This window comes from Pseudenhygromyxa sp. WMMC2535 (assembly GCF_011083025.2).
Genome location: NZ_JABJWV010000001.1, coordinates 8,495,587 through 8,508,879, shown reverse-complemented (window position 1 = coordinate 8,508,879; position 13,293 = coordinate 8,495,587). Strand labels below are relative to the sequence as shown.

The window sequence follows — 13,293 nt, the reverse complement described above, 5'->3', positions numbered from 1 at the left end:
CCCGGCCATGGCCGAAGCAAGCGAGCACGTGGGCGTCGAATTCGAGGCGGGGATCTGCACGATCACCCTGGCGCGCCCGCGCAAGAAGAACGCCCTGACCGTGGCCATGTACGCGGCGATCGTCGCGGCCTTCGCCGAGGCCCGCGCCCGCAAGGACGTCCGCGTGCTGCTGATGCGCGGCAGCGAGGGCGTGTTCACGGCCGGCAACGACCTGATGGACTTCATGAAGGCCGGCGAGCTCGGGCCGCAGAGCCCCGTGGCCCAGCTGCTCAGCCACCTCGCGGCCTGCGAGAAGCCGATCGTCGCCGCGGTCCAGGGTCCGGCCGTGGGCATCGGCGTGACCATGCTGCTGCACTGCGATCTGGCCTACGCCGGGGAGAGCGCCCGCTTCCACATGCCCTTCGTCAACCTCGGCCTGTGCCCCGAGGCCGGCTCGAGCTTCCTGCTCCCGCGGCTGATGGGCTACCAGCGCGCGGCCGAGCTGATCTTGCTGGGTGAGCCCTTCTCGGCCCAGGTCGCCCACGACTACGGCCTGGTCAACCAGGTGCTCGCCGACGAGGCGGTGCTCGACCGCGCCCGCGCGGCCGCGGAAGCGCTCACGCAAAAACCCCCGGCGGCCCTGCGCGCGAGCAAGCGCCTGCTGCGGGCGGGCTACGCCGACCGCGTCGAGGCGGCCATGGCGTCGGAGTACGAGGCCTTCACCGCGGGCCTGCGCTCGCCCGAGGCCACCGAGGCGATGACCGCCTTCTTCGAGAAGCGCGCCCCCGACTTCTCGAAGTTCGAATGAGCGACGCGCCCGAGAGCTCCGCGGGGGCCCCCGATCGCTGGGGCGAGCGCCTGCCTCGCAAGCTGGGCACGCTCAGCGCCATCGCGGTGCTGGTCGGCTCGACCATCGGCAGCGGGATCTTCCGCTCGCCGGCGGTGGTCGCCGCCGACATCGACGCGCTCGTGCCCTTCGTGCTCGCCTGGGTGCTGGGCGGCCTCGTCGCCCTCGCCGGGGCGCTGACCTTCGCCGAACTCGGCGGCATGTTCCCGCGCACGGGCGGCATCTACGTCTACATCCGCGAGGCCTTCGGCAAGCTCCCGGCCTTCTTGTTCGGCTGGGCGGAGCTGCTGATCTTGCGCCCCGCGGCCTACGGGGCCATCGCCGTGACCTCGGCCGAGTACACCTGGCGGGTGCTCGGCCACGACCCTGGTCGCGCGCTGCTGGGCCTCGACTTCCTCGCGGGCCTGGGCCTGGGGGAGGGGCGCAGCGTGAGCCTGGCCCAGGGCCTGGCGGCGCTCTTCATCGTCGTCGTCGGCGTGGTCAACTACCGCGGCATCAGGCTCGGGGCGATCATCCAAAACGTGTCGACGGCCCTGAAGGTCGCGGCGATCCTGGTGATCGTCGGCCTCGGCCTGGCCGTGGCCCCCGACGTCCTCCCGCCTGTCGAGGCCGTGGCCGCGCGCCCCGCCGACGCCCCGGCCCCGGGCAGCCTGGCGGCCTTCGGCCTGGCCATGGTCGCCGTGCTCTGGGCCTACGACGGCTGGTCCGACGTCGGCTTCGTCGGCGGGGAGATCCGCGACCCCGCCAAGAACGTGCCCCGGGCCTTCATCTTCGGCACGGCCGTGGTCGTGGGCCTCTATCTGCTCATCGACTTCGTCTACGTCGACGTCATCCCCCTCGAGCAGATGCCCGGCCGGCCGCTGATCGCCGCCGACGTCGCCGAGGCGCTGATCGGCCCGGTGGGCGCGCTCTTCGTGGCCGGCGCCGTGGCCCTGAGCACCTTCGGCACCCTCAACGGCTCGATGATGACCGGCCCGCGGGTGTTCTTCGCCATGGCCGAGGACAAGCTGTTCTTCCGCGGCCTGTCCAAGGTCCACCCCAAGCACGGCACGCCGAGCGGCGCGATCGTGCTGTCGATGGTCCTCGGGGTGATCTTCGTGTCCGTGCAGGGCTTCGCCGAGCTCGCGGATCAGTTCGTGATCGGGATCTGGCCGTTTTACGCCCTGGCCGTGGCGGCGGTCCTGGTCCTGCGCCGGCGCCGGCCCGAGCTCGAGCGGCCTTACCGGACCTGGGGCTACCCCGTGGTTCCGCTGCTCTTCTTGTCGGCCGCGCTCTACCTGCTCGGCAACTACGCCCTGCGCGAGACCGGGAAGTTCGTGCTCGACGTGCTGATCGTGCTCTCGGGGGTGCCCGTGTACTGGATCTGGCGGCGCCGGGCGGGGCGCTGAGCGGGCGCGCGTCCAGTCTGCTGCATCGCACTGGTGTGCGGTGCAGAGGACTCGAGGGGCTCTCGTCGCGCGCGGCCGCGCTGGGTCTTCGCGCGGGCTGCTGGCATGCTCCCTCCATGCGCGCCGCCAGCTCGAAGCCGCCTCGTGTTTGCGCTCTCGCCCTCGCTGCGGTGCTGTCCGCCTGCGCCACGGCCGACCCTGGCGCGGGCGCAGCTTGCCCGAGCGAGGCGCCGACGCCCGAGACCCTCGAGGTCCAAGTCCCGGTCGCGCCCATCGAGATCGCCCCGCCCGAAGCTTTCGACCTCGAGGCCATCGACACCTACCTGCGCGCGCAGGTCGAGGACATGGGCATGGTCGGCTTCTCGGTCGCGATCATGCGCCGCGGCGAGCTCGTGTTCGCCAGCGGCTACGGCCAGCGCAGCCTCGAGCCGGCGGCCCCCGTGGAGGTCGACACCGAGTTCGCCATGGCCTCGAACACCAAGCAGTTCACCTGCGCGGCGGCGCTGATCATGGCCGAGGAGGGGAGCTTGGCCATGGACGACGCGGTCGCCGAGTACATGCCCGGGCTGACCCGCGCCGACGAGGTTCGGATCCTCGATCTCTTTCAGCACACCTCGGGCTACCCGGACCTCTACCCCCTGGACTTCGTGGTCTCCGAGATGGCCGCGCCCACGTCGACGCGGGCGCTGGTCGAGCGCTTTGGGACCATGCCCTTGGACTTCGAGCCGCGCACGCGCTGGTCCTACAGCAACACCGGCTACCTGATCGCCGGGCTGATCCTCGAGGCGCGCGCCGAGCAGGCCCTGGCCGATCTCATGCGCGCGCGCCTGTTCGAGCCGGCGGGCATGACCCACACGAGCCTCAGCGAGCTGCCGCCCTCGGCGACGGCGGCCCGCGGCTACATCTCCTTTGCGCTGGGCGAGCCCGAGCCGGCGGTGCGCGAGGGCGAGGGCTGGCTCCACGCCGCGGGCGCGCTGTGGTCGACGCCCTCGGACCTGCTGCGATGGGATCGCGCGCTGATGGACGGCGAGCTGCTCTCAGCCGAGTCGTGGGCGCAGATGATCGCCCCGGCCGTGCTCGCCGATGGTCGCAGCCACGGCTACGGCTGCGGCCTCGGCCTGCGCGAGGTCGAGGGCGAGGCCGTGCTCAGTCACAGCGGAGCCATCGACGGCTTCTTGTCGCGCAACACGATGATCCCACGCACGCGCTCGGCCGTGGCGGTGGTCACCAACAGCTACTTCGTCGACCCCACGCCGATCCACGACGACCTGCTCGCGCTGGTGATCCGCGCGGAGCAGGGCGAGGGGCGCGGCGCCCCGCAGGTCGCCGGACCCTCGGCCACGGAGGCGGCCGTCGACCTGCTGCGCCAGATGCAGGCGGGGGAGGTCGATCGCGGCGCGCTCAGTGAGGAGTTCTCTGCCTTCATGACCCCGGCGCGGCTGGAGGACGCGGCCCCTCGCCTGGCGGCGCTGGGTGAGCCGGTCGACGTCTACCTGGCGGGCGCGCGCGAGCGAGGCGGCATGGAGGTGAGCACCGTGGTGTTCGTGTTCGAAGCGCGAGAGGGCGAGCGCGTCGAGATCGCAGCACGGATGTTTCGGGCGCCCGACGGCACGATCCATCAATTCATCTTGCGCCGATCTGCGCCATGAGCGGGCCATGAGCGGGCCATGAGCGAGCCACGAGCTAGCCGTGATCCTGGGCCGAGCATGGGCCCCCATGGTGCGCCTGGATCGCAGTGAGCCTCGACAATTTGGGGCTGGACTCTGGCGTGGACGTGCTATGTTCATTCGGAAGCGCCACCGCCCCACCCAGAAAGTTCACCTACATCGTTCAGCCAGGGAGCCGCCCCTGTTCGTGGGCGTGCAGGCCCGCTCGGCGGGAAGCCCGAAGCGACTAACGTGGCACCCACCTACTTGTTGTAGGGGTTGGACTTCAAGGGAGGGGCGGTGGCTGCCCTTTTGGGGCAGCTCGCGCTCACCAATTCTCGCCGGCCTTGAGGGTCGCGATGGCGTCGCGGACCCGCTGGCGGAAGCGGTCTTTGCCTAGCAAGGAGAGCGTCGCAAACAGGTCCGGTGTCGCCTTTTGCGCTGTGGCGGACAGGCGCAGGAGCGGCCACAGCTCGCGCTTTTTCCAGCCGTGCTGATCGCCGAACTCGAGGGTGAAGGCCTCGAGGCCCTGGGCGCTGAACTCGCGGGCACGATCGTCACGCTCGATCGACTCAAGGAACATCTTGAGGATGCCCATGACCTCGGCGCGGCTGCGCTTCTTGATGCGGAACTTGTCGAGCACCGGGGCGTAGTCGAGCGACCCGCCGAAGAAGTAGTGGGCCCAGGGCACGAGGTCGTCGAGGAGCTCGATGCGGGGCTGCGCGAGGGCGAGCAGGGCGCGGATCCGATCCTCGGAGAACACCCGGGCCTGGACGCGGCTGTAGAGCTCGTCGATGGGCAGGGCCTGGAGGTCGTGCTTGTTGAAGGCCCGCAGCTTGACCGGGTCGAACACCGGCCCGCCCGTGCTCACGCGATCCCAGCTGAAGGCCGCGATCATCTCGTCGAGGGTGAAGCGGTCGCGGTCGCCGGAGATCGAGAAGCCCATGGTGCCCAGGTAGTTGAGCAGGGTCTCGGGCAGGAAGCCGAGCTCGCGGTAGTAGTCGACGGAGACGGGGTTCTTGCGCTTGGAGAGCTTGCTGCCGTCGGGGTTGCGCAGCAGGCCGAGGTGGTAAAAGCGCGGCGCCTCCCAGCCAAAGGCCTCGTAGAGCACCAGGTGCTTGGGCGTGCTCGAGATCCACTCCTCGCCGCGGATCACGTGGGTGATGCCCATGAAGTGATCGTCGATGACGTTGGCCAGGTGGTAGGTGGGGAAGCCGTCGGTCTTGAGCAGGACCTGGTCGTCGCTCTCGCCATAGTCCCGGGTGATGTTGCCGCGCAGGCCGTCGGGGATGGTCACCGTTCCAGTCAGGGGCATCTTCAGGCGGATGACGTGGGGCACGCCCTGATCCGCGCGGGCCTGGGCCTCGGCGGGATCGAGATCGCGGCAGTGCCGGTCGTAGCCGTAGCGCGAGGCCTTGCTGGCCTCTTGCTGCTTGCGCAGGTCATCGAGGCGCTCGCGGGTACAAAAACAGCGGTAGGCGTGGCCGGCGTCGAGCAGCGCTTGGACCTGACGTTTGTACAGGTCGAGGCGCTCCGACTGGCGGTAGGGGCCGTGCGGTCCGCCCACGTCCGGGCCCTCGTCCCAGCCCAGGCCCAGCCAGCGCAGGGCCGCCAGGATCGCCCGCTCGGAGCTCTCGGTAGAGCGCTGACGGTCGGTGTCCTCGATGCGCAAGATGAACTTGCCGCCGTGCTTGCGCGCGAAGACGTAGTTGAACAGGCCGATGTAGGCGGTGCCGACGTGGGGGTCGCCCGTGGGGCTGGGGGCGATGCGGACCCGCGGGGGCATGCGGCCGAGATCGCCGCTTTTGGGGCTCTTTGCGCCTTCGCTGGTCATGGTCGCGAGTGCCTACCACAGCGCGGGCCCGACCAGTACACTCGCGAGGCGTGAGCGACGTCAGCAGCGAGATCTATCAGGCCGTCCGCGAGGTCATCCTTCGGCGCAGTTACGACCGGGCGATGGCGGCGACCTCTTTGTGTGAGCGCATCTTGCAGTCCGAAGGCGCGATCCATCGTCAGGACGACGAGATCCTCGTCGGGGATCACGAGATCAGCAAGGACCGCGAACTCCTGATGCGCATGGCTCAGTCCACGGGCCTGGGCTTTGCGATCTACGCCGGCAACCGGCGCATCGCCGTGGCCACGGTGCTCGACGCCGGGACGCCCCCGGACATCGGGGAGTTCGCCCACGGCGACCTCGTCGATCGGGTGCTGCGCCGGCGCGAGATCTACAAGGGCTCGGTCGAGTATCGCGACCGCGAGTACCTGGTGGTCTGCCGCCCGCTGCACGCCTCCGGTGGCCACGACTTCGCGCCGATCGGCATGATCGAGGCCTTCCAGGACAAGGAGGCCTACTTCGACCTGTTGGCCGCTGCGGCCCGCAGCGGCGTGGAAGATCAGGTCGCCGACGTCGAGGAGCGCGCCGACGGCATGGAGTCGATCATCCACTTCATCGACGACGTCGCCCGCCGCCTCCAGCTGCTCGCGCTCAACGGCAACATCATCGCCGCCCAGGCAGGTGAGCACGGCCGGGCCTTTCGGGTCGTGTGTCGTGAGCTCGGCTCGCTGGCGGATCAGGCCAAGCAGACCGGCTCCGAGGTCCGCAAGCTGATCCAGGCCATGGGTCTCGAGCGGACCGAGGGCAACTTCGTCAGCCAGTACGACACGCCCGAGGGCGCTGGCTCGGGCTCGGGCGCAGGCTCGACTTCCGGCTCGAGCTCGAGCTCCGGTTCCGGCTCGAGTTCGGGTCAGGGCGGGAGCTCGCAAGACAGTCCTCGGCCGCGCGCCGACTGAGCGAGATTTTTTTGGGCCGCCGCGACGCGGCTACAGCACAGGCCGGAGGACACCGACGAGACAAGCCGCGAGAACGCCACGCAGCCGCTTCTCGCCGGTTTTCTGTTCAGATCTGTGGGTGATCTCCCTGTCCCCCAGGCAGGACCGCCATGTTCGGTATTCTCTAGTGTTTTCAAGCGTTTGCAGCCCTAGGTGAACAGCCGACGGGGGGTCTGGCCTGCGGAATTCGCCAACATTTTCAGGCTGTTATTGCTTGTATGGGAGGATCTGGCCGTGATAGGGGACCTTTCGGGCCCTCCGCGGAGTTTTCACGAATGGACCAGATCTTCGAGAGCCACTTCGGTGGGGCGAGCAACAACTCGAACGGTGGTGAGACCGACGGCTACTGTCCCAAGTGCCGGACGGATACATCCCACATCATCCTCGAGAGCTACGGTGACGAAATCCGTCGCGTGCAGTGCGCCGTTTGCGGCGACATTCACGCCTACAAGAAGCCAAGGGGTTCCGCGGAGGACGCGGAGCCCGTCTCGGTCACGCGCCGTCGAAAGCTCGAGAAGCTCGACTGGATGCAGGGGATCGGGAACTACGACCGTGGCTCCGCTGTTCGCTACCACCCCAAAAGCGCGCTGATCCTCCACCAGATCGTCGTTCACCCCAGCTTTGGGGTCGGCTTCGTCTGTGAGGTGCTCGGCGACAACAAGGTCGAGCTCAAATTTCGCAACAACGTCACCCGCGTGGTCGTCCACGGCCGTGGGGTCACTGACGAGGAGTTGCGTGGCGAGCGGGTCGAGGAGGAGGAGCTTCGCAACCTCCTGAAGCTCGAGATGGGCCCGACCCCCGAGGAGATCGCGGCCGAGCGCGAGAAACGCCTCGCCGAGGAGGAGGCCGAGAAGAAGCGCCTCGCCGAGGAGCGGCGCCAGGCCGCCGAGCGAGCGCGCCTCGAGGCCGAGGCCAAGCGCGAGGAAGAGCGCCAGCGCCGCGAGGAAGAGCGCGAGCGCAAGCGCAAGGAGCGTGAGGCCGAGCGCAAGCGCAAGGAAGAAGAGCGCGCTCGCCTGCGCGCCGAAAAGGAGGCCGCCCGCCTCGCCGCCAAGAAGGCGCGCGAGGAGGAGCAACAGCGCAAGCGTGAGGAGCGCGCGCGCATCGCCGCCGAGAAGAAGGCCGAGCGCGAGCGCCTCCGGATCGAGAAACAGAAGAAGCGTGAGGAAGAGCGCAAGAAGCGTGACGCCGAGCGCAAGAAGAAGGACGAGGAGCGCAAGCGCAAGGCGGCCGAGCGCGAGAAGATCAAAAAAGAGCGCGATCGCAAGAAGCGCGAGGCCGACAAGCTCAAGAAGGAGCGCGAGCGTGAGCGTGAGCGCGAGCGCAAGGCCAAAGAGAAGGCCCGCGAGACTGCTCGGCGCGAGAAGGAAAAGCTCAAGAAGCTGCGCGAGGCCGAGAAGGAGAAGGAGCGCAAGCTCCGCGAGAAGGAGCGCGAGCGCAAGCGCAAGCAGGCCGAGGCCGAGCGGGCCAAGAAGAAGAAAGAGGCCGAGCGCAAGAAGAAGGAAGCGGATCGCCTGCGCAAGAAGAAAGAGACCGAGCGCAAGAAGGCCGCTGCCAAGAAGAAGGCCGCCGCCAAGAAGAAGACCGCGTCGAAGAAGGCGGCTGCCAAAAAGAAAGCTGCCGCGAAGAAGAAGGCCGCCGCGAAGAAGAAGGCTGCTTCCAAGAAGAAGCCGGCCAAGAAGAAGGCTGCGAAGAAGAAGACCGCGTCGAAGAAGGCCGCCAAGAAGAAGAGCGCAGCCAAGAAGAAGACCGCGTCGAAGAAGGCCGCGAAGAAGAAGACCGCGTCGAAGAAGGCCGCCAAGAAGAAGACCGCGAAGAAGAAGAGCGCGTCGAAGAAGGCCGCCAAGAAGCCCGCAGCCAAGAAGAAGGCCGCGTCGAAGAAGCCCGCAGCCAAGAAGAAGGCCGCGTCGAAGAAGCCCGCAGCCAAGAAGAAGGCCGCGTCGAAGAAGCCGGCGGCCAAGAAGAAGGCCGCGTCGAAGAAGGCGGCCAAGAAGCCGGCGGCCAAGAAGAAGAGCGCGTCGAAGAAGGCCGCCAAGAAGCCGGCGGCCAAGAAGAAGGCCGCGTCGAAGAAGAAGCCGGCGGCCAAGAAGAAGCCGGCCAAGAAGAAGGCCGCCAAGAAGAAGGCCAAGCGCTAGGAGCCCGTGGTGAAACCCAACACGACACCTCGCTTGGTCTTTTCGCCGAGGGCTTTGTCGCCAAAACTTGCAGTACGCCCGGTACAGCGGCGTTTTGGCTTCGCGCCCTCGACGAAAAGCCCGGCGCCAGGAGCCGCGCTGGGTTCCACCACGGGCTCCTAGCGCAGCTAGCCGAGCGGCCGAGAAGAGCCCGGGTGATTCACCTGGGCTCTTTTCAATTGCGCCCAGGGCAGGGCGGCCGGAGCTCGGGTCTCACGCGCTCGCCGCGAAGCCCAGGGCCCGGGCGATGGCGAAGCCGGCCCACACGCAGAGCACGCCGCCGACGAGGTGGGCGAGGAGCTGGACGCAGAGCACGCCCCAGCGATCGGACTCGATCAAGCTGAGGGAAAACAGGGCGAAGGCGCTGTAGGTGGTGAAGCCGCCGAGGCCTCCGCCAAGCACGATGTTGCGCCAGTCCGGGGAGGTGATCGCCGCGGAGGCCAGGCCGATCAGCAGGCAGCCGGCGAGGTTGACGAGGAGCACGCCGGCGAAGGGCAGCTGCTCGACGAGGGCCTGCTCGATGCGCCCCGAGAGCACCACGCGCAAGCTCGCGCCGAGGCCCCCGGCCAGGAACACGCCGCCGAGCTGGGCGACCATACCCATGCCCTCACTGCTGGGTTCGCTCATGCGCTTCCTCGTGCATTTGTGGCGGTGGTTGGGGGTCCGAGACCCGGCGAGCGCAACTTTTTGGGCGCCCTCGCGAGCTTGGCGCACGATGGTCGTGCATGGCAAGGGCCGAAGAGGAAGCGCCGCCACGCCCGCGCTCGCGACCGCGGCCGGCGACGCAGGGGACGCTGCGCAATCACCTCGCTGGCCGGGTAGATCCGCTGACCAGCGCGATCTTGGTGTTCCCGCTGTTCATCACCTACCAGCTGGGCATCCTGCTCAGCCGCGGGCTCAACGGCGTGGACTTCGTGACGGCCTCGCTGGTCGAGTTCGCCGATCGTGATCTGGGCAACTACCTGATCGCCCTGAGCGTGATGCTCGCGGGCTACGCCGCGATCTTGATCTTGCTGCGGCGCACGGAGAACTTCGCGCCTCAGGCCTTCGTGCCGGTGCTCGCCGAGTCGGCTTTCTACGCCCTGTCGATGGGCTCGATCATCTTGTTCGTGATGCACCGCTTCGTCGACCTGGTCCCCGGGTTGAGCGTGGGCGGCCCGCTCTCGGCGGCGCTGGCCTCGGGCCTGCGCTTCGTCGACGTGCTGGTGATCTCGGCCGGCGCGGGCCTGCACGAGGAGCTGATCTTCAGGCTGCTCGGCGTCGGCGGGCTGTCGTGGCTGCTCGCGGGGGTCACGGGGGAGAAGCGTGCCTGGGTGGCGGCGCTGCTGATCTCGTCGCTGGCCTTCTCTTTGGCCCACCACTTTGGCCCCTCGGGCGAGGCCTTCAGCTTCGCGGCCTTCGTCTACCGCACCCTCGCGGGGGTGTTCTTCGCGCTGATCTACCAGGTCCGCGGCTTCGCCGTGGCGGTGTGGACCCACGCGATCTACGACATCTACGTGCTCGGCGTGCTCGGGGTCTGAGCCGGACCGGCTGCCCCCAGACCAGCTGGACCAGACCAGCTGGCCCGGACCAGCCGCCCTGGATCAGTCGCTGGGGCTGCGCACGATCACGGTGACCTGGCGGCGGGGATCGAGGAGCCGGCGGGCGAGGTCGAGGAGCTGCTCGCGCTCGACGGCGACGACGCGCTCGGGGTAGCGCAGGTAGTAGTTGGTGCCCAGGCCGTAGGCTTCGGCGAAGACCAGGCGCGAGGCGACCCGGCTGCGCCGCTGCATGCCGCTCTCGAACTGGCCGATCAGCCAGCGCTTGGCCCGGTCGAGCTCGCCGGGGCCGACGCCCTCGTCGGTGATCTTGGCGATCTCGGCCAAGGTCGCCGCGCGGGCAGCCGCGAGCTTGTCCTGGCTGGCGGCCGCGTAGAACACGATGTGCCCGCCGTCGATGTGCTCGCCAGCGCTGGCGCCGACCTGGTAGACGAGGCCCTGGCGCTCGCGCAGCGCCTCGAAGAGCCGCCCGGCCTGGCCGCCGAGGACGGCCAGGAGAACGTCGAGGGCCGCGCCCTCGGGGTCGCCCAGGGGGAGGCCGGGGAAGCCGATGACCAGCTGGCCCTGCTCGCGCTCGCGCTCGATCACCCGCTCGATCGGTCGGCGCGGGTGCTTGGGGGCGCCGCCCGGCCAGCGCATCGGCTCGGGGGGCGCGTCGGCGATCGCAGGGCCGAGGCTGTGCTCGAGGACCTGCTCGAGGCCGGCGAGGACGCGCTCGAGATCGATGTCTCCAGCCAGCGCGAGCACGGCGCGACCCATGGGGTAGGTGCGGGCCCAGTTGCGAGCCACGCGATCGTGGTCGATGCGGGCGAGGGACTCGGGAGTGCCACGCAGGTCGCGGCCCAGGGGGTGGCGGCCGTAGAGCGTGGCGAGCAGCTCGCGATAGGCGAGGTGGCCGGGATCGTCGAGGTCGGCCTCGAGGTCGGCGATGGCGATGCGGCGGGCCTCGTCGATCTCGCGCGGATCGAAGCGCGGGGCCGTGGCGCAGTCGATGGCTCGGGCGAGGACCGTGGACAGGTGCTCGCCGAGGCACTCGAGCTGGAGGCCGATGCTGTTGTGGCCCGAGAAGCCGTCGAGGACCGCGGCCATGCCTTCGATCTCGCGGGCCAGGGCGTCGCCGTCTCGGCTCGCGGTCCCGCGGTTGAGGACGGTGGCGGTCAGCGAGGAGATGCCGCCCTCGCGGGCCGACTCGGCCCGCTGGCCGCCGGGCCAGACCAGCCAGCCAGCGGCCACGGGGACGCTGGGGTCGGTCCGCGCGACCACGCGCAAGCCACAGCGGTGGCGTGCGTGCCATGTGCCAAAGGCGTCGCGCTCGGGGGCGGAGAAGTGGCGGTGCGCCGACGCCCCGGCGCCGGGGCGACAGCGCCGGCGCAGGCGATCGGCGAGGCGCCTGGCCGCGCGGGCGTCGACGCGATCGCGGGGGACGAGCACGGTGATCGCCGCGCGCTCGCGGCTGAGGTGGCGGGCGCAGGCCTGGCGGATCTGCTCGGGATCGAGCTGCGCGAGGATGCGGAAGGACTCGGCCTCGGCGCCCAGGTGGCCGCTGGCGGTGGCGTAGTAGCCAAGGGCGTAGGCCTGGCCCTGGACGGTCTCGCGGCGATAGACCAGCGAGCTCTGCAAGAGCGCGCGGGCGCGGGCGAGCTCCTCGGCTTCGAGGGGCGCCTGGGCGAGGGCCTCGACCTCGTCGAGCAAGGCGAGGGTGGCTGCCTCTGCGGTCTCGGCGTCACCCTCGGCCTGCGCGCTGATCAAGAAGGTGCCGCTGGCGAGCTGGCCCATGAAGTGGGCGTAGGCGTCGGAGACCAGGCGGTCGCGCCGGCGGGCCAGGGCCAGGCGAGAGGACTCGCCCTGTCCGAGGGCGACGGAGGCCACGTCGAGGGCGACCCCCTCGGCGTCGAGGGCCGTGCCGCCGATCCAGCCGAGGCGCAGATAGGTCTCCTGGACGTCGGCTCGCTCCACGCGGATCTGCGCGCGCTCGGGCGGTTTGGGCCGCTGGCGTCGCTGCGGACGTCCGGCGCTGGGTAGGGCGCCGAGCTGGGCCTGGGCGAGGGCGACGATCTCATCGGGCTCCACGGGGCCGGTGACCACCAGGAGCACGCGCTCGCCTCGATACTGACGGCGCAGCCACCCACGCAGCGAGGCGCGACTCAGGGCGCGAACTTCTTCGAGCTCACCGAGCACGGGTCGCGCGTAAGGGTGCGCGCCGTAGAGATCGCTCATCATCGCCTGGAGGCTGCGCGAGGCTGGATCGTCCTGGTACTGGTGAATCTCTTCGAAGACGACCTCTCGCTCCCGGGCGAGGATCTCGTCTTCGAAGTCCCTGCCGATCACCGCGGCCAGCATGACGTCGAGGATCTCGACGATGGCGTCTGCCGGAGCCGTGGCGTGAAACACCGTCTCGTCGTGCGAGGTGTAGGCGTTGACGTCTCCACCGAGCTGCTCGATGACGTTGGCGAGATCTCGCGGCTTCGCGTCCGGGCCTGCGTCTGCGGGCACGAAGGGCTTGAAGACCATGTGCTCCAGCAGGTGGGCACAGCCGTGTTCACGGGCGCGCTCCGAGGCCGCGCCGGCGGCCACCCAAAGCTGCGCAGAGGCGACGCCACGGTAGCCTGGCGCAGGGCGGGGGGTCGGGATGGTGAGCACCCAGACGCCATTGGCCAGGCGCTCGGAGAGGACCCCCGGGGCCCCCTCCAGGGCTGCTCGACGACCGTCTTGGGTCTGATGATGGCGGGCTTTGGTCACGCGAACTTCGGCTCAGGCTACTCGGGGTGCGCGCGGATTGGAAATCTGACCGTCGGTGCCCCGCAAAAGCGGGGGACGCGGGCTGCTAGACAGGCCCAGGAGGTGGTACCGTGCCCATCCCGCGATTTCTCCGGCATGTCTAGTCTTCACGCCACG

At 69.5% G+C, this 13,293-nt stretch carries 9 protein-coding genes and 1 other RNA gene; 7 read left to right on the top strand and 3 right to left on the bottom strand.

The genetic code is table 11. From position 1 onward, the window contains the following. Nucleotides 1-7 precede the first annotated feature (7 nt). From G6O69_RS32850 to ssrS, 4 genes are all read left to right on the top strand, one after another. Entirely contained in the window at nucleotides 8-787 is a 780-nt protein-coding gene (locus G6O69_RS32850; RefSeq protein ID WP_172307417.1) for an enoyl-CoA hydratase, read from the top strand. After that, complete coding sequence (locus tag G6O69_RS32845) at nucleotides 784-2,214, top strand: amino acid permease (RefSeq protein ID WP_172307416.1); 1,431 nt, start codon at nucleotides 784-786, stop codon at nucleotides 2,212-2,214. Before G6O69_RS32850 ends, G6O69_RS32845 begins: the two co-directional genes overlap by 4 nt. Nucleotides 2,215-2,330: 116 nt before the next feature. Beyond that, complete coding sequence (locus tag G6O69_RS32840; RefSeq protein WP_172307415.1) at nucleotides 2,331-3,863, top strand: serine hydrolase domain-containing protein; 1,533 nt, start codon at nucleotides 2,331-2,333, stop codon at nucleotides 3,861-3,863. Between the two features lie 136 nt (nucleotides 3,864-3,999). Continuing rightward, nucleotides 4,000-4,172: non-coding RNA, 6S RNA (gene ssrS / locus G6O69_RS32835), on the top strand. A gap of 16 nt (nucleotides 4,173-4,188) precedes the next feature. On the opposite strand, the gene gltX is transcribed toward ssrS, so the two are convergent. After that, nucleotides 4,189-5,694 (bottom strand): glutamate--tRNA ligase, encoded by a 1,506-nt coding sequence (gene gltX, locus G6O69_RS32830; protein WP_172307414.1) that lies wholly within the window; start codon nucleotides 5,692-5,694, stop codon nucleotides 4,189-4,191. Nucleotides 5,695-5,744: 50 nt separating this feature from the next. On the opposite strand from gltX, the gene G6O69_RS42510 reads away from it, so the two are divergent. Both G6O69_RS42510 and G6O69_RS32820 read left to right on the top strand, forming a co-directional pair. Then, entirely contained in the window at nucleotides 5,745-6,650 is a 906-nt protein-coding gene (locus tag G6O69_RS42510) for a methyl-accepting chemotaxis protein (protein ID WP_172307413.1), read from the top strand. A gap of 314 nt (nucleotides 6,651-6,964) precedes the next feature. After that, nucleotides 6,965-8,821: a hypothetical protein gene (locus G6O69_RS32820; protein WP_176397226.1), complete on the top strand. Its 1,857-nt coding sequence runs from the start codon at nucleotides 6,965-6,967 to the stop codon at nucleotides 8,819-8,821. Between the two features lie 252 nt (nucleotides 8,822-9,073). On the opposite strand, the gene G6O69_RS32815 is transcribed toward G6O69_RS32820, so the two are convergent. Continuing rightward, nucleotides 9,074-9,487 carry a CrcB family protein gene (locus tag G6O69_RS32815; protein ID WP_172307412.1) on the bottom strand — a complete coding sequence of 138 codons (414 nt, stop codon included), beginning with the start codon at nucleotides 9,485-9,487 and terminating at the stop codon, nucleotides 9,074-9,076. Nucleotides 9,488-9,585: 98 nt separating this feature from the next. Here G6O69_RS32815 and G6O69_RS32810 point away from each other — a divergent pair, with 98 nt between their 5' ends. Then, entirely contained in the window at nucleotides 9,586-10,380 is a 795-nt protein-coding gene (locus G6O69_RS32810; RefSeq protein ID WP_172307411.1) for a CPBP family intramembrane glutamic endopeptidase, read from the top strand. Nucleotides 10,381-10,443: 63 nt separating this feature from the next. On the opposite strand, the gene G6O69_RS32805 is transcribed toward G6O69_RS32810, so the two are convergent. Next, nucleotides 10,444-13,137 carry a pitrilysin family protein gene (locus G6O69_RS32805; RefSeq protein ID WP_172307410.1) on the bottom strand — a complete coding sequence of 898 codons (2,694 nt, stop codon included), beginning with the start codon at nucleotides 13,135-13,137 and terminating at the stop codon, nucleotides 10,444-10,446. Between the last annotated feature and the right edge of the window lie 156 nt (nucleotides 13,138-13,293).

Bases quoted from the DNA above. Each gene is read 5' to 3' on its own strand.
- G6O69_RS32815 (WP_172307412.1), bottom strand. From the start codon at position 9,487: ATGAGCGAACCCAGCAGTGAGGGCATGGGTATGGTCGCCCAGCTCGGC.
- G6O69_RS32810 (WP_172307411.1), top strand. From the start codon at position 9,586: ATGGCAAGGGCCGAAGAGGAAGCGCCGCCACGCCCGCGCTCGCGACCG.
- G6O69_RS32840 (WP_172307415.1), top strand. From the start codon at position 2,331: ATGCGCGCCGCCAGCTCGAAGCCGCCTCGTGTTTGCGCTCTCGCCCTC.
- G6O69_RS32845 (WP_172307416.1), top strand. From the start codon at position 784: ATGAGCGACGCGCCCGAGAGCTCCGCGGGGGCCCCCGATCGCTGGGGC.
- gltX (WP_172307414.1), bottom strand. From the start codon at position 5,694: ATGACCAGCGAAGGCGCAAAGAGCCCCAAAAGCGGCGATCTCGGCCGC.
- G6O69_RS32850 (WP_172307417.1), top strand. From the start codon at position 8: ATGGCCGAAGCAAGCGAGCACGTGGGCGTCGAATTCGAGGCGGGGATC.
- G6O69_RS32820 (WP_176397226.1), top strand. From the start codon at position 6,965: ATGGACCAGATCTTCGAGAGCCACTTCGGTGGGGCGAGCAACAACTCG.